Here is a 15,279-nt window from a genome sequence, read left to right as displayed (position 1 = left end):
GCTATCCCTCGCGATGATAAGGGTGATTGGCAAGGATGCTTGTGGCGCGCCAGAGCTGTTCGGCCAGCATCGCGCGCGCCATCATGTGCGGCCAGGTCATGGCGCCAAAGGCGATGCGCAGGCTGGCGGCCGCGCGCTCCTCGTCCGAGAAGCCGTCGGCGGCGCCGATGAGGAAGCGGCATTCGCGCATCCCGTCGTCGCGCCAGCGGCCGAGGCGTTCGGCGAATGCCATGGAACTCATCTGCACGCCCGTCTCGTCAAGCATGACGGCCACGGCAGGAGTTTGCGGCGGCGGCGGCACCTTGCCGCCCCGATCGGGCAGTTCGGTGATGCGGGTCGGCCAGGTGACGCGCTTCATGTAGCGCTCGACCAGCTCGGCTTCCGGGGAGCGGCCGATGCGCCCCCGCGCGAGAATGTGGAGAAGCATCGCTTACGTCCGTTGCTGGCCGGATTTATGCGGCGAGGATAGGCGGCATCGCCTGCGCGCCGGCCGGTCTCGGCCCGGCCGGACGAGCTGCCCGGTGCCCGGTCCGGGCTCCGGTGCGCGCCCGGTCCCTGCCGGCGTGGCGGATCGGCTGACCGCGCTCAGGCTTCTCCAGCGGCCAGCGGCGCGTCCGAGAAGCCCCACATGCGCTCGAGATTGTAGAAGCTGCGCACTTCCGGGCGGAAGACGTGGACGACGACATCGCCCGCGTCGATCAGCACCCAGTCGGCAACGGGCAGCCCCTCGATGCGGACATGGCGGCCCGTAGCCTCCTTGATCCGCTCGGCGAGCTTCTGCGCGATGGCGGCGACCTGGCGCGAGGAGCGGCCGGAAGCGATCACGATATGGTCGGCGATGCTGCTCTTGCCTGCGAGCGGGATGCTGACGACATCCTGGGCCTGATCGTCGTCCAGCGACTGGAGCACGATGCCCAGCAGGTGGTCGGCAGGCGATTCGAAGCCGTTGGAAAGATGGCCCACGTCATTGGCGGGGCTGGCGATCCGGGTCGGTAAAGGGTCGGGCAATGTCACTCCTTCGGTATGCGGCGACCGGTCACGCCGTCACGCGGCGCGGCAAAAGCAAAGCTTCGGTGCCAATGGGGGGCCTTCTGCCGCAGCAGGGTGGCCGATCGCGGATCAGGGCGAAAGCGCAGATGCACGAGCGCCGGCAGTCTCCATGTCGTCCAGCTTTTACTCTGGCGCGCGGGTCGGACGAAACGCCGCAACCAGGCCATGGCAGGTGAGCCTAAAGCCTTCCCAATATAGCCCGGACGGGCGATGACGGCAATGGCTGTTCCGCGCGCGATGTCGCGCCAGGCCTTCCACTGGTGGAATTGCGCGAGATTATCGCCGCCCATGAGCCAGATGAAGCGGATGCGGGGATAGCGCCGGCGCAGCGCGCGCAGCGTATCCACGGTGTAGCGCGTGCCCAGATCCCGCTCGATGGCCGTGACGCGGATCGGTGCGCCCCGCGCGGTCTTGCGGGTGCTTGCCACGCGGGCGCGCAGCGGCGCCATGCCGGCGCGCGGCTTGAGCGGATTGCCCGGCGAGACGAGCCACCAGATCTCGTCGAGCCCCAGCGCCTCGCGCGCGAACAGCGAAATGGCGCGGTGGCCGCCATGCGCGGGATTGAACGAGCCGCCAAGCAGGCCGACCGTCACGCGCCGTCCGCGCGCAGCGCCGGCGGGGGCGGCAATCAATGCCGGGGGAGATGCGCGGGACGCCGTGGCCATAGCGGCTTCTCGTTAGAGAAGCCCCGGCGGAGCGTCAAACGGCGCCGGCCGAAGCGTATGGTCGGAGCCGGGCCCGAAGGCGACGGCAGGGCCCCGGGCGGAGGTGCCGACGGAGCGTCATCGCACCGCGGATCGCCGATCGTCATTGGTCCTTGCATTTTCCACCTTGCTGGCCCGATAGAGACGGCGCGGCGCAGGGGGGGAGAGGCGTCGACCCACGGGGGGCTATGGGGCTGGCACTGACGGCTGCTGAGCTGCTGCGCAACGAACTCTTGCTGTTCGCCGCGATCGGCCTGCTACTGGGCGGGCTGGACGACCTGGCCATTGACGGCCTCTATGCCACGCGCCGGCTGTGGCGCTCCATCACCATCTATTCGCGCATCGCGCGCATGACGGCCTGCGATCTCCCGCCGCCTGGCCGGGCGGGGCCGATCGCGGTGTTCGTGCCTGCGTGGGACGAGGGCGAGGTGATCGGGCCGATGCTGCGCGCATGCCTGCACAAGTGGCGTGACGAGGACGTCCATCTCTTCGTCGGCGCCTATCCCAATGACCCGGTGACCCTGGAGCGAGTCCGGCAAGTGACGGCGGGGCCGGACGGGGCGCGCGTGTCGCTCGTCCTCAATCCCCGGCCGGGCCCCACCACGAAGGCGGACTGTCTCAATCAGCTCTGGGGCGCCATGCGGGCATGGGAACAGGCGCAGGGCCGCGAGATGCTGGCCGTCGTTCTTCATGACGCGGAAGACGTCGTGCACCGCGATGCCCTGCGGCTCATTGGCCTGCTCGCGCCGCGCTTCGGCCTCGTCCAGCTTCCGGTGCTGCCGCTCGCCTCGGCACGCTCGCGCTGGATCGCCGGCCATTATTGCGACGAGTTCGCCGAGCATCATGGCAAATCACTGGCGGTGCGGGAGGCACTGGGCGCGGCGCTGCCGTCCGCCGGCGTTGGCTGCGGGTTCAATCGCCGGGTGCTCGGGCGCATCGCCGCCGCGCGCGGGGAATTGCCATTCGATCCCGACAGCCTGACCGAGGATTATGAGCTGGGCCTGCGCATCGGCGAGGCAGGCGACCGGGGCGTGCTGGTGCGCATGCGCGACGAAGACGGCGCGCTTATCGCGACGCGCGAATATTTCCCGGATACGTTGGGCGCGGCGGTCCGGCAGAAAGCGCGCTGGACGGTGGGCATCGCCTTGGCCGGCTGGGACCGCATGGGCTGGTCCGGCTCCTGGCACGAGCGCTGGATGCGACTGCGCGACCGGCGCGCCGCGCTGGCCGCACTGGTCCTGCTCGCGGCCTATCTCGGCCTGCTGATGGCCGGGCTGGTGGCTATCGCGGAGCTGGCGGGACGGGCGAGCGCGCCCTTGCCCTGGCCCCTGCCATGGTTGCTGAAGATCACCGGCGTCATTCTCGGCTGGCGCCTGCTGGTCCGCATGATCTTCGTCTGGCGCGCTTATGGCTGGTGGGAAGCGCTGCTCTCCGTGCCGCGTTCGCTGGTGGCCAATATCATCGCGATGCTGGCGGTGCGGCGTGCCGTGGACATTTATGTGCGTCATCTGCGCGGGCAACGGCTGGTGTGGGACAAGACAACCCATCGCTTCCCTGACGCAGCGGAGCCATCGCGCTCATGAGCGCGTCCGGTCGCCCGATGCGCTTCCTCGGGTGGCTGCTGGGCGGCTGGGTGGCGGCACGCGCGGGACTGCTGGTGGCGCCGCTGGTCTGGGGTGCTCTCGCGGCCGGATGGTCGGAATGGGCATGGCTTGGCGGAACGCCTCGGGTCGTTCACGTCATGCTTTCGCTGAAAGCGCCCCCGGATGAGGAGCGCGTGGGGCTCGCGTCGCCTTCCCCTCTCCGGTCGCGACGCCGCTCTTCGCTGGGATCTCGGACCGGACAGATCCACGGCCCGGCCGCGAATCAGCGACGCGACCTCGTGCCTGCTGAGGCGCCGCATTTCGCGGCCGCTCTGCTGGAGGAGATGCATGGCGAGGGCGGGAGCGCGTGGGGGGCAGCGGACCCGGAACCGGGGCCCGCGCCGGGTGCGGCATGGACGTCCAACCCCGTGGCGCCACCGATGACCGGGCGGCGGCGATGGTCCGGCACGGCCTGGCTGCTCTGGCGACCGGAGATGACGGGCAGCACCCTTTCCGCGCCATTGCTCGGCGGCTCGCAGGCCGGTGCGCGTCTCGACTATCGCTTGCATGATGGTTCGGCGGGGCCGGTAGCGCTCTATCTGCGCGCTTCCCGGGCTTTCGCAGGGCCATCGTCCGAGGAGGCCGCGCTCGGGCTGGCGTGGCGGCCGGCCAATGGCCCGGTCTCGCTCATGGCTGAGCGGCGCCAGAAGCTCGGGCCGGGCGGGCGCAGCGCCTTCGCCCTGATTGCCGCGGGGGGCTTCGGCCCGCGCGCGGTGGCGCCCCGGCTGGAAGCGGAAGGTTATGCGCAGGCGGGAGTCGTCGGGCTGGACGATCCGGACGCCTTCGCGGACGGCAAGGCCAGCCTGTTCTATGTGCTCGCGCCGGAGGAGAGGGCGTTCCGGCTCGTGGCCGGTGCGAGCGTCTCGGGCGGCGCCCAGCCCGGCGCATCCCGCCTCGATCTCGGGCCGGAAATCAGCCTGCGGGTGCCGACGGGCGCCGGCACCATGCGCCTGAGCGGCGAGTGGCGATTGCGGATCGGGGGCGACGCGCGCCCGGCAAGCGGACCAGCCATCACGCTGGTGGCAGATTTTTAGCCGCCGGAGCGGCTCGCCCCTTTTGGCGCGGCGGCTTTGCGACTACCGAGGACGACATGGACATTTATCTGCCGATCGCGAACCTGTCCGTGAATGCGGTGGTCATCATCGGGCTGGGCGGCCTGGTGGGCCTGCTTTCCGGCATGTTCGGTGTGGGGGGCGGCTTCCTGACGACGCCGCTGCTCATCTTCTACGGCATTCCGCCGACGGTCGCGGCCGCCTCGGCAGCGACTCAGGTGATGGGCGCGAGCGTCTCCAGCGTGATGAGCCATCTCGGCCGCAAGACCGTCGACCTGCCGATGGGCGGCGTCATGGTCGTCGGCGGCATCATCGGCGCGGCAATCGGCACCGTCATCTTCCGTATCCTCGACCGGCTGGGCCAGATCGATACGGTCATCGGCCTGCTCTATGTGGTGATGCTCGGCTCGATCGGCTTGCTGATGGCGCGCGAGGCCATTCACGCACTGGTGATGGCGCGGCGCGGCGAGCGTCCGGAAGCGCGCAAGCGGCGGCATCATCCGCTGGTGGCCGCGCTGCCGCTGCGCTGGCGCTTCTATGCCTCGGGCCTTTACATCTCGCCCTTCGCGCCGCTGCTGCTCGGCGTCTTCTCCGGCATCATGACCATGCTGATGGGCATTGGCGGCGGCTTCATCCTCGTGCCCGCGATGATCTACATCCTCGGCATGTCGACCCAGCTCGTGATCGGCACATCGCTGTTCCAGATCCTGTTCGTGACCATGGCGACGACCATCGCCCATGCCATGACGACCCATGCCGTGGACCTCGTCCTCGCTTTCCTGCTGCTCATCGGCAGCGTGATCGGCGCTCAGGTCGGCGGGCGCATCTCCATGAAGGCGCCGCCCGAATATCTGCGCGTAGCACTGGCGCTGATCGTCCTCGTCGTCGCCATCCGCATGGCGCTCGGCCTCGGCTGGCGGCCGGACGAAATCTATACGGTGACCGTGCAGTGAGGCGCCTGGTCCTCCTGCTGGCCGCGCTGGGGCTGCTCGCCGCAGGGCAGGCCGCGCGCGCGCAGCAGGCGGCGCCGCAGCTCGTGCCGGACGTGTCGCAGCGCACGGTGGAGATCCGCTTCAGCTTCACGGGGGCGGAGCTGCTGCTGTTCGGCGCCATCCTCTACCCGGGCGGACGCGTGCCGGAGGAGCCGGCGGACATCATCGTGGTGCTGAAGGGCCCGAGCCAGTCGATCACGATGCGCGAGAAGCAGAAGATCGCCGGCATCTGGGTGAACGCCGACAGCATCGATTTCCGATCGGCGCCGAGCTTCTATGCGGTCGCGTCCTCCCGCGCCATCGACGAGCTGGTCGACGAGCGCACGGCCGCGATCTACGAATTCGGCCTCAACAAGCTGCAGCTTTCCCCGTCATCGCTGAGCGGCACGACAGAGATCGGCCGGTTCGCGCGGGGGCTCAACGATCTGCGTGCCCGCAACGGCCTTTATCTGGAAGCGCCCGGCACGGTGGAGATCACTGACGGCGTGCTTTATCGCGCGCGCCTGCCGCTGTCCGCGCGTGTCGTCACCGGCACTTACACGGCGGAGACATTTCTGGTGCAGAATGGCCGCGTGCTGGCGGCGGCCACCCGGGAAATCGAAGTCCACAAGACCGGCTTCGAGCGGCTCATAGGGCAGTTCGCGGAAGAGCATGACCTGGCCTATGGCATCGCGGCCGTGACGCTGGCGCTCGTGATGGGGCTGGCTGCGGGCTATGTCGCCCAGCGGCTGCCACCGGCCTGAGCCCCGGGGGGGATCCGGAAGCGCGCTTCGGCGGCCGACCCCGGCGCAGGATTTTGTTTACGCCTTGCTGATAGCGCCCTTGTCTGATGGACAGGGTGGGAGCGCTGCACGCATGAACTTCATGACCGGGATGAGCGCGGGACGCCCGCTGGAGCCGACGCCGGTGCGGCCTTCGGGCCTCGATCCCGCCGAGGCGCCGCCCCGCCGCCGCCTCTCCGATTTCGTCATCGGCCTGGTTTCCGGCATCTCGGGTGGATCGGCGCGTGTCCTCATCGACATCCAGGCGATCGAGACGCTGAGCGTGCATGAGGACAGCAGCGTCGCCATGGCGGGGCAGGTCGGCAGCCAGGTGAAGATGCGGACCGGCAACTGCTGGATCGTCGCCACGATCCGCACCTTGTCGCTCGATCCGCGTCATCCCGGCCATATCGTCGCCGATATCGATTTCGTGGGGGAAGGCGACCAGGAGCAGCTCACCGGGCGCATCTTCCGCTTCCGCCGGGGCGTCACGCGCTTCCCGGTTCCCGGCACCCAGCTTTATCCCGTGTCCAACGCGGACATGCAGGAAATCTATTCCGCGCATGACGGCGCGCGCATCGAGATCGGCACCGTCTATCCCACCGCGACGACGCGGGCCGCGCTGATGGTGGACACGCTGCTCGGCAAGCATTTCGCGCTGGTCGGCTCCACCGGCACGGGCAAGTCGACCGCCGCCGCGCTCATCCTGCACCGCATCTGCGATCTCGCGCCGCAGGGCCACATCGTGATGATCGATCCGCACGGCGAATATGGCGCGGCCTTCGAGACCAACGGCGCGGTCTACAACACGACCAATCTCGAACTGCCCTACTGGCTGATGAACTTCGAGGAACATTGCGAAGTGCTCGTCACGTCCCGGGGGCCGGAACGCGCGATGGATTGCGACATCCTCGCCAAGTGCCTGCTGGCGGCGCGCGCGCGCAACCGCGCGGCGGAAGGCATCGGGCGGCTGACCGTGGATTCGCCGGTGCCCTATCTTCTGTCCGATCTCGCGACGATCCTCGCCAACGAGATGGGCAAGCTCGACAAGAGCACCAACACGCTGCCTTATCTGCGCCTGCGGACCCGGCTGGACGAAATCCGGTCCGATCCGCGCTTCAGCTTCATGTTCTCGGGCATGCTGGTGGCGGACTCAATGCAGGCCTTCCTTGCCAAGGTCTTCCGGCTGCCCGCGCTCGGCAAGCCGATCTCCATCGTGGATACCTCCACCATGCCTTCGGAGATCACGCATGTCGTGGTCTCGGTGCTGGCGCGCCTCATCTTCGATTTCGCGATCTGGTCGCGCGACGAGGAACAGAAGCCCATCCTGCTCGTCTGCGAGGAAGCGCATCGCTACATTCCTTCCAGCACCACTGGCGAGGGCCAGTCGGTCCGCAAGATCCTGGAGCGGATCGCCAAGGAAGGCCGCAAATATGGCGTGTCGCTGGGCCTCATCACCCAGCGTCCCTCGGACCTCGCGGAAGGCGTGCTTTCCCAGTGCGGTACGCTGATTTCCATGCGCCTCAACAACGACCGGGACCAGAATTTCGTGAAGGCGGCAATGCCGGAAGGATCGCGCGGCTTCCTCGACGCGATTCCCGCGCTGCGCAATCGCGAATGCGTGGTGTGCGGCGAAGGCGTGACCGTGCCCATCCGCGTGGCCTTCGACGATCTCGAGGCGAGCCGGCGCCCGGCCTCGGCCGATCCGGTCTTCTCGTCCCTGTGGCGGGAATCCGGCGGGGAAGAGGAAATCCTCGAGCGCACCGTCAATCGCTGGCGCAACCAGGGGCGCTGAGACGGCGCGGGTCCGTATCCGCTTACGAGCCCGTCATGTCCTTCTCGATCGCGTGCATGTCCTCGTCCGAAAAGCCGAAATGGTGGCCGACCTCATGGACGATGACATGAGCGATGAGCGCGTCGAGCGCCACGCCGGTGTCGACCCATTCCTCCAGCAGCGGGCGCCGGTAGAGGCGGATGACCGGGGGCAGGCCGCCTGAATCCCAGATGCTCTGCTCGGTGAGCGCGCGGCCCTCGTAAAGGCCGGTGAGGTCCCACGGGTCCTCGATGCCCAGCTCGGCGAGCACGGCCTCGCTCGCGAATTCCTCGATCTGGATCGCGATGCCGTTCAGATGCTCGCGGAACAGCGGCGGCATCGCCGCGATGGCGCGGCGTGCCAGCATTTCCAGCGCATCAGCGTCCGGCGCGAGAACCATGCCGATCAGGGCCGGCCCAGCGGATCGAGCGCGGAGCGGGCGCGCCGCCGCACGGCCGGGGCCGAGACGGGGCCCGCAGGCTGCATCGCCTGCAGCGCCGCGATGCGCCGCTCGGTCGCGGGATGCGTCGAGAACAGCTCGGAGACGCCGGTCGGCACGATGTAGAGCTGCGCGGCGGCCGGATTCTGCGTCACGGCCTGCGGCGGGCGGCGCTGCGCCGCGCCAGCAATCTTGGCGAGGGCGGACGCCAGCGCGCCCGGATTGCCGCTGATCTCGGCGCCTGCCTTGTCCGCGCCGAACTCGCGGGTGCGGCTGATGGCCATCTGCACGATCATTGCGGCGAAAGGCGCGACGAGCACGGCGAGAATGGCCGCCAGCGGATTGCCGCCATTGCCGTTGCCGCCCCGGAAGAACAGGGCGAAATTGGCGATCATCGAGATGGCGCCCGCGATGGTCGCGACCATGGTCATGACCAGCGTGTCGCGATTGCGCACATGGCCCAGTTCATGCGCCATCACTGCCGCCACTTCCTCACGCGACAACATGGCGAGCAGCCCGGTGGTGGCGGCCACGGCGGCATTCTGGGGATTGCGCCCGGTCGCGAAGGCATTGGGGCTCGGATCCTCGACGATGTAAACGCGCGGCATCGGCAGGCCGGCATTGCGAGCGAGGCCCTGCACCATGCCGTAGAAATCCGGCGCGCTGGCCATGTCGACCTCGCGCGCATTGTGCATCCGCAGGACGATCTTGTCCGCGTTCCAGTAAGTGAACAGGTTCATGCCGACCGCCACGAGAAGCGCGATCATCGCGCCGCCAGCACCCCCGAACATATAGCCCAGCCCCATGAACAGCGCGGTGAGCGCTGACAGCAGCATGGCCGTCTTCATTCCGTTCAACGCCTTAAACTCCTTGGCGAAATCCTGTGCCGCCAATGTAGGAACAGGGCAGGAGGCCTGCAATGCTGCGGGGCACCGGATTCGGGGGGGCTTCGGGTGCGCGGCGCTCAGCCGTGCTGGAGATCGCAGTCGATCGGCAGGGCCGCGCCCGAGATCGAGCGCCCCGCCGGCGTGGTGAGGAACAAGGCGAGGTCCGCCACATGCGCCGGCGCCACGATGCGCTTCAGCGATTGCGAGGCGAGGCCCAGCGCCACTTCCTCCTCGAAGGACCGGCCGCTCGCCCGTGCCCGCCCTTCGATCACGCGGTCGAACCGCTCGCCGCCCACCGCTCCGGGCAGGATGGCGTTCACGCTGATGTCATGGGGGCCGAGTTCCATGGCCAGTGTCTTGGCAAAGCCGACGAGACCCCATTTGCTCGTCGCATAAGCGATGCGGTTGGGATAGCCGTAGCGACCCGCCGCGCTGGACATGATGATGATGGTGCCCGCGCTGTCCTTGAGCAGCGGGATGGCACGCCGCGTCACTTCGAAGCTCGCGGTCAGGTTGATGTCGATCACGCGCCGCCAGTCCTCGGGCGGCAAGGCGTCCGCGGGCAGGGTGGGGCCGCCAATGCCGACATTGCTGACCAGCACGTCCAGCCCGCCGAGTTGATGATCCACTGCGCCGAACAGCGCATCGAGATCGGCCTCGCGCGAGACGTCGCAATGCAGTCCCAGCAGGCCGGGCACGGCCTCCAGCGCGCCATTGAGGGCAGCTTCGTCGACATCGCAGGTCAGCACGCGCGCGCCGTCCTCGATGAAGCGCTTCGCGATGGCGAGGCCGATGCCCGCGCCGCCGCCCGTCACCAGAACCCGTTTCATGCCTCTCGTCCCTCTCTTTGCCGGCCTGTCGTGCCCGGATCCCTAAGCAGTGCCGCGCGCGAGCGGGGGGCTGGGCACGCGCAACTGGACGTTCCGCCAGCGGCCGAAGCGATAATAGAGCCAGGCCAGCACGAGCGAGATGGCGGTGCTCACCGGAAAGCTCAACCAGAGGCCATCGACGCCGATCAACGGATAGGAGAGATAATAGAAACCGATGCGGACGAAGAAGAGCGAGATGGTGAGGATGACCAGAGGCGCCAGCACGATGCCGTTGGCGCGCATCGTGCCGAACATCACCATCGCCGCCCCGAAAAGCAGATAGCTCCAGTTGACGATGTGCATCATGTGCTGGCCGATGGCGATCGCCTCGCCGCCATTCTCCAGGAACAGCGCGAGGATATGCCGGTCGAACAGGCTGACGAGGCCGATCAGCCCACCCGACAGCGCGATGTTGACGAAAATGGCGACGCGCGTCGTCTGCTCCACCCGGTGCCATTTCCCGGCGCCGATATTCTGCGCTGCGATGGAGGACACCGCGCCGCCCACCGCCATCGCCGGCATCTGGATATAGTTCCACACCTGCTGCGAGGCGGCGAAGGCCGCGACCGTGAGCGTGCCCTCGCGATTGACGAAGCCGATGATGACCAGCGTGGAAAGCGACATGATGACCATCTGGATGCCCATCGGCACCCCGCGTCCCGCGACCACGCGCAGCAACGCCCAATCGGGCTTGAGATAATGCCATTCCGCCCCGCGCAGACGCAGCGGCAGATCGCGCCAGTAGATATAGGCGATCATCGCGGCGAGGCTGAGATAGCTGGAGATGGCGCTGGCGAAGGCCGATCCGGCAATGCCCATCTGCGGCGCCGGGCCGAGACCCAGGATGAACACCGGGTTGAGGCCGATATCCAGCAGCACCGACAGGATGATGAACCACAAGGGCGTCATCGAATCGCCGCTGCCGCGCAGGCCCATCATCACCATCACGAACATCATGCCCGCAGGCAGTCCGAGGAAGGTGAAGTGAAGATATTGCCGCGCGAGGCGGAACACTTCGGGCGGCGTGGACAGCGTCGCCAGGATATGCTCGGACCACAGGAAGCCGGCAATGGCGATGACGAAAGTGAGGCCGAGGCAGAAGCCGATCGCCGAGCCGAAGGCATGGCGCGCCGCCTGCAGATCACCGCGCCCGAATGCCTGGCCCACCACCACATTGGCGGCCATGCCGAAGCCGAAGATCACCGAGAACATGAGGAACATGATGATGTTCGCGTTCGCGGTGGCGGCCAGCGCCGCTTCCCCCAGAAAATGCGCGACCCAGATCGAGTTGATCGAGCCGTTCATGCTGTGGAGGATGTTGGAGACGAGCGTGGGCAGCGTGAAGAGGACGAGCGTCGCGAAGATCGGGCCGCTCGTCAGATCCCGCCCGCCACGGATGTGACGCGGCCCGGGCTCGAAGCCCGTGTCTTCAGGATCGGCGTCAGCGGGCCGTGGCGAAGCGTCGTCGCGCGGGGGGGACAGGTCTTCGCTCATGGGCTCCCGATTTCATGTCTTATCCAAGTCGCGCCAGCGCAGCCTCCAGTCTCTGCGCTTCCGCGATCTTGTCGGCATGGTCGGCACGCGCTTTCTCGACGGCCTCGGGTTTCGCCTTTTCGACGAAAGCGGGGTTGGCGAGGCGTCCTTCCAGCGACTTGGCTTCCTTCTGCGCGGCCTGAAGGGACTTTGTCAACCTAGCCTTCTCGGCGGCGATGTCGATCACGCCTTCAAGCGGCAGGATGAAGGTCGCTTCGTCGACGACGATCTGCGCCGCACCGCCGCTCGCCGCGCCGTCGAAGGCCCAGTTCTCGATGCGGGCGAGACGGGCAAGGGGCGGGGCCGTGCGCTCGATGCGCGCGCGCGTCTCCGCGCTGGCCTCGTTAACGATGGCGGGGAGCCGGGCGCCGGGCGGCACGCCCAGCTCGGCGCGGGCGCCGCGCACCTCGCTCACCAGCCGGATCAGCCAGTCGATCTCGGCGCTGGCCTGCGGATCGATCTCCGCCTGCGGCGCGGGCCATTGCGCGACGATGAGGTCGTGCGAGCGCTCGCCCTGCGCATGCCAGAGTTCCTCGGTGATGAACGGCATGAAGGGGTGGAGCATGACGAGGATCTGGTCGATCACCCAGCCGGCGACGGCCCTGGTCTCCTCGTCGATCTGGGCCTTGATGAGCTCCAGATACCAGTCGCAGAACTGGTCCCAGACGAAATGATAAATGGCGTTGGCGGCGGCGTCGAAGCGCAGGTCCGCGAGCGCCTTGTCCAGCTCGGCGAGCGTGCCGACGACTTCGCCGATGATCCACTTGTTGACCGCGAGCGTGGCGGCGGGCGCGGCGACGCTGGTGCTGGCGACGATGCCGTTGGCCTGCGCGAAGCGCACCGCGTTCCACAGCTTGGTGGCGAAGTTGCGATAGCCCTCGACGCGCTTCTCATCCATCTTCACGTCGCGGCCCTGGCTCTCCATGGCGGCCATGAAGAAGCGCAGCGCGTCCGCGCCATATTGATCGATGAGGCCGAGCGGATCGACCACATTGCCCTTGGACTTGGACATTTTCTGGCCGTCCGCGGCGCGCACGAGGCCGTGGAGATAGAGGCGGCGCCAGGGCACATCCTTCATGAAATGGATGCCCTGCATCGCCATGCGCGCATCCCAGAAGAACAGGATGTCGAAGCCGGAGATCAGGAGGTCGTTGGGGTAATGCTTGGCAAGCAGGGTCGGGGAGGCCTCTGCGCGCCCCTCTCCCAACCCTCTCCCCTGAAGGGGAGAGGGCTCTTGGTCCGGCCAGCCCAGCGTGGCGAAGGGCCAGAGGGCAGAGGAGAACCACGTGTCGAGGACGTCGGGGTCGCGGTAGATCGAGAGGGCGGGCTTTCCCGGGTCTTTAAGAGTGAGCGGTTCGCCTTCTTCGCCTTGATGAGTAACGACTTGATAGTCTGGTCCGTAATATTGCTCTGCCTGCTTGATCGCAGCTTGTTCGGTCTCCGCTACAAATACAATTTGATCAGGAGCCGCACCGCTGAAGATCTCCGATGCTATTTCCCGGTATGTTTTGGTGGCGTTCTGAGCCAGCCATTCCCTTGAAAAGCCAAACCAAGCCGGGATCCGGTGGCCCCACCAGAGCTGGCGGGAGACGCACCAGGGCTGGATGTTCTCCATCCAGTTGAAATAGGTCTTTTCCCACGTCTTCGGCACGATCTCGATGGCGCCCGAGCGCACGGCCTCGATGGCGGGCTTGGCCAGCGTCGCCGCGTCGACATACCACTGGTCGGTCAGCCAGGGTTCGATGACGACACCGGAGCGGTCGCCATAAGGCGTCTGGATGGTGCGGTCCTCGGTCCGCTCGAGCAGGCCGGCTTCCTCCATCATCCCGAGGACGCGCCAGCGCGCCTCGAAGCGATCATGGCCGATCAGTTCCTCGGGGATCAGCCCGTCCGCCGTCTGGCAGACGTGGCCCTCGGCATCGAGCATGTTGAGCATGTCGGCGGGCGCGATGCCCGCGCGCTTGCCGACCTCGAAATCGTTGAAGTCATGCCCGGGCGTGATCTTGACCGCGCCCGAACCCAGTGCCGGATCGGCATGCTCGTCCGCGACGATGGGGATGAGGCGGCCGGTAATCGGCAGCTTCACATATTTGCCCACCCACATGCGATAGCGCTCATCGTCCGGGTTCACGGCAACAGCCATGTCCGCCAGCATCGTCTCGGGCCGCGTGGTGGCGACGGAAATGGCGCCCGAGCCATCCGCCAGCGGATAGCGGAAATGCCAGAACTTGCCGAGCACCTCGCGGGTCTCGACTTCCAGATCGCTGATCGCCGTCTTGAGGCCCGGGTCCCAGTTCACCAGCCTCTTGTCGCGGTAGATGAGGCCCTCCTTGTGGAGGTCCACGAACACTTTCACCACCGCCCTAGTGAAATGCGGGTCCATGGTGAACTGCTCGCGGCTCCAGTCCATGGAGCAACCGAGGCGCCGGAGCTGACCGGTGATGGTGCCGCCGCTCTCCGCCTTCCAGTCCCACACCTTCTCGACGAACTCCTCGCGCGTGTAGTCCGTGCGCTTCTCGCCCTTGGCGTTCAGCTGCCGCTCGACCACCATCTGCGTGGCGATGCCGGCATGATCGGTGCCGACCACCCACAGCGCATCCTTGCCGCGCAGCCGCTCGTAGCGGACCATGATGTCCTGCAGCGTATTGTCCAGCGCATGGCCGATGTGCAGGCTGCCGGTCACGTTCGGCGGCGGGTTGACGATCGTGAAGGGCTGCGCGTCCGGGCGGGCGGGGCGGAACTGGCCGCTCGTCTCCCAGTGCTGATACCATTTCGCCTCGATGGCGGCGGGATCGAATGTCTTGGCAAGCTCGGTCATGGGGCGGTGCCTTAGTCAGTCTCGCTCTTTCGCGCCAGCCCGGCCATGGGCACGGGCGCGCGGGAAAGGCGGGTGATGTCATGCGGGCCCGAAAGCCCGGCGGAAGTGGAAAAGCCGACGATCAGCCGGACTGTCGGCCCGTAGGGAGCGCTACAGCCCGGCCGTCATACTCGGCCAGTGATGCGGTCGATCTCGCGCTTGACGAGCGTTTCGACCAGCCCGGGCAGATGCGCGTCCAGCCAGTCCTTGAGCATCGGGCGCAGCATCTCGCGGACCAGATCCTCCAGCGTGCCCGCCGGCCCATCCTCGGGACGGATCAGCAGCCGGGACAGATTGACGAGGGATTCGCGCGCGGCCTGCGTGCTCATGTCCGACATGACGCCCGGGACGGGGCCGGAGGCGGCGGGGGCGGCGCTGTTCCGCGGCTTTGCCGTCCTGGCTTCGGCCTTCGGCGCTTCGGCCCGGGCGGACTTGCTCTCTGGCTTGGCTGGCGGGGTCATCGCGGGCTCCTCCTGCGCTGGGCCGGCGTGCGTCTCACCGGGCAAGGCATCGGTAAGCTCCAGGATATGATCGTCGGTGACCAGGCTGGCCGGGACTGCGGCGGTGCTGGCCGGGGCAGCACGACGGGGGGCGCGGGGCGCCTGCGCGGCGCCATCCTCCTCGGCGATGATCCGCTTGATGGAAGACAGAATTTCTTCCATCGACGGTTCGTTCGGCA

At 67.6% G+C, this 15,279-nt stretch carries 14 protein-coding genes; 5 read left to right on the top strand and 9 right to left on the bottom strand.

The window, feature by feature from the left end:
• Nucleotide 1: 1 nt before the first annotated feature.
• The 3 genes from HNP60_RS15375 to HNP60_RS15365 form a co-directional block, all read right to left on the bottom strand.
• Nucleotides 2–427: a 23S rRNA (pseudouridine(1915)-N(3))-methyltransferase RlmH gene (locus HNP60_RS15375; protein WP_184155470.1), complete on the bottom strand. Its 426-nt coding sequence runs from the start codon at nt 425–427 to the stop codon at nt 2–4.
• Nucleotides 428–585: 158 nt separating this feature from the next.
• Nucleotides 586–963, bottom strand: a complete 378-nt coding sequence (gene rsfS / locus HNP60_RS15370) for a ribosome silencing factor (RefSeq protein ID WP_041393514.1) — start codon at nt 961–963, stop codon at nt 586–588.
• Between the two features lie 47 nt (nt 964–1,010).
• Complete coding sequence (locus HNP60_RS15365) at nt 1,011–1,715, bottom strand: nicotinate-nucleotide adenylyltransferase (RefSeq protein ID WP_260394945.1); 705 nt, start codon at nt 1,713–1,715, stop codon at nt 1,011–1,013.
• A 227-nt stretch (nt 1,716–1,942) separates the two neighbouring features.
• Here HNP60_RS15365 and HNP60_RS15360 point away from each other — a divergent pair, with 227 nt between their 5' ends.
• The 5 genes from HNP60_RS15360 (at nt 1,943) to HNP60_RS15340 (ending at nt 7,997) form a co-directional block, all read left to right on the top strand.
• Entirely contained in the window at nt 1,943–3,337 is a 1,395-nt protein-coding gene (locus HNP60_RS15360) for a glycosyl transferase family protein (RefSeq protein WP_184155467.1), read from the top strand.
• Nucleotides 3,334–4,431, top strand: a complete 1,098-nt coding sequence (locus HNP60_RS20060) for a hypothetical protein (RefSeq protein WP_260394944.1) — start codon at nt 3,334–3,336, stop codon at nt 4,429–4,431. The genes HNP60_RS15360 and HNP60_RS20060 overlap by 4 nt, the downstream gene beginning before the upstream one ends.
• 56 nt (nt 4,432–4,487) lie before the next feature.
• Nucleotides 4,488–5,402, top strand: coding sequence for a sulfite exporter TauE/SafE family protein (locus tag HNP60_RS15350; RefSeq protein ID WP_014077472.1), 915 nt, complete (start codon nt 4,488–4,490; stop codon nt 5,400–5,402).
• On the top strand, nt 5,399–6,184 hold the full coding sequence (locus HNP60_RS15345) for a TIGR02186 family protein (RefSeq protein WP_184053077.1): 786 nt from the start codon (nt 5,399–5,401) through the stop codon (nt 6,182–6,184). Before HNP60_RS15350 ends, HNP60_RS15345 begins: the two co-directional genes overlap by 4 nt.
• A gap of 112 nt (nt 6,185–6,296) precedes the next feature.
• Nucleotides 6,297–7,997 (top strand): ATP-binding protein, encoded by a 1,701-nt coding sequence (locus HNP60_RS15340; RefSeq protein WP_221414681.1) that lies wholly within the window; start codon nt 6,297–6,299, stop codon nt 7,995–7,997.
• A gap of 22 nt (nt 7,998–8,019) precedes the next feature.
• Here the strand turns inward: HNP60_RS15340 and HNP60_RS15335 are convergent, their stop codons facing one another.
• The 6 genes from HNP60_RS15335 to HNP60_RS15310 form a co-directional block, all read right to left on the bottom strand.
• Nucleotides 8,020–8,415 (bottom strand): metallopeptidase family protein, encoded by a 396-nt coding sequence (locus HNP60_RS15335; protein ID WP_184155464.1) that lies wholly within the window; start codon nt 8,413–8,415, stop codon nt 8,020–8,022.
• Between the two features lie 5 nt (nt 8,416–8,420).
• Entirely contained in the window at nt 8,421–9,311 is an 891-nt protein-coding gene (htpX, locus tag HNP60_RS15330; RefSeq protein WP_184155462.1) for a zinc metalloprotease HtpX, read from the bottom strand.
• A gap of 107 nt (nt 9,312–9,418) precedes the next feature.
• Entirely contained in the window at nt 9,419–10,171 is a 753-nt protein-coding gene (locus HNP60_RS15325) for an SDR family oxidoreductase (protein ID WP_184155459.1), read from the bottom strand.
• 42 nt (nt 10,172–10,213) lie between these two features.
• A complete protein-coding gene (locus HNP60_RS15320) occupies nt 10,214–11,704 on the bottom strand; it encodes an MATE family efflux transporter (protein WP_184155456.1) in 1,491 nt (496 codons plus the stop codon).
• A gap of 19 nt (nt 11,705–11,723) precedes the next feature.
• On the bottom strand, nt 11,724–14,561 hold the full coding sequence (locus tag HNP60_RS15315) for a valine--tRNA ligase (protein ID WP_184155453.1): 2,838 nt from the start codon (nt 14,559–14,561) through the stop codon (nt 11,724–11,726).
• 164 nt (nt 14,562–14,725) lie between these two features.
• Complete coding sequence (locus HNP60_RS15310) at nt 14,726–15,262, bottom strand: DUF2497 domain-containing protein (protein WP_260394941.1); 537 nt, start codon at nt 15,260–15,262, stop codon at nt 14,726–14,728.
• Nucleotides 15,263–15,279: the final 17 nt, after the last annotated feature.

This window comes from Sphingobium lignivorans (assembly GCF_014203955.1).
Lineage (GTDB): Bacteria > Pseudomonadota > Alphaproteobacteria > Sphingomonadales > Sphingomonadaceae > Sphingobium > Sphingobium lignivorans.
This window is presented reverse-complemented; position numbering and strand designations above follow the sequence as displayed.

Bases quoted from the DNA above. Each gene is read 5' to 3' on its own strand.
- HNP60_RS15375 (WP_184155470.1), bottom strand. From the start codon at position 427: ATGCTTCTCCACATTCTCGCGCGGGGGCGCATCGGCCGCTCCCCGGAA.
- HNP60_RS15365 (WP_260394945.1), bottom strand. From the start codon at position 1,715: ATGGCCACGGCGTCCCGCGCATCTCCCCCGGCATTGATTGCCGCCCCC.
- HNP60_RS15360 (WP_184155467.1), top strand. From the start codon at position 1,943: ATGGGGCTGGCACTGACGGCTGCTGAGCTGCTGCGCAACGAACTCTTG.
- HNP60_RS20060 (WP_260394944.1), top strand. From the start codon at position 3,334: ATGAGCGCGTCCGGTCGCCCGATGCGCTTCCTCGGGTGGCTGCTGGGC.
- HNP60_RS15350 (WP_014077472.1), top strand. From the start codon at position 4,488: ATGGACATTTATCTGCCGATCGCGAACCTGTCCGTGAATGCGGTGGTC.
- HNP60_RS15340 (WP_221414681.1), top strand. From the start codon at position 6,297: ATGAACTTCATGACCGGGATGAGCGCGGGACGCCCGCTGGAGCCGACG.
- HNP60_RS15335 (WP_184155464.1), bottom strand. From the start codon at position 8,415: ATGGTTCTCGCGCCGGACGCTGATGCGCTGGAAATGCTGGCACGCCGC.
- HNP60_RS15325 (WP_184155459.1), bottom strand. From the start codon at position 10,171: ATGAAACGGGTTCTGGTGACGGGCGGCGGCGCGGGCATCGGCCTCGCC.
- HNP60_RS15320 (WP_184155456.1), bottom strand. From the start codon at position 11,704: ATGAGCGAAGACCTGTCCCCCCCGCGCGACGACGCTTCGCCACGGCCC.
- HNP60_RS15315 (WP_184155453.1), bottom strand. From the start codon at position 14,561: ATGACCGAGCTTGCCAAGACATTCGATCCCGCCGCCATCGAGGCGAAA.
- HNP60_RS15310 (WP_260394941.1), bottom strand. From the start codon at position 15,262: ATGGAAGAAATTCTGTCTTCCATCAAGCGGATCATCGCCGAGGAGGAT.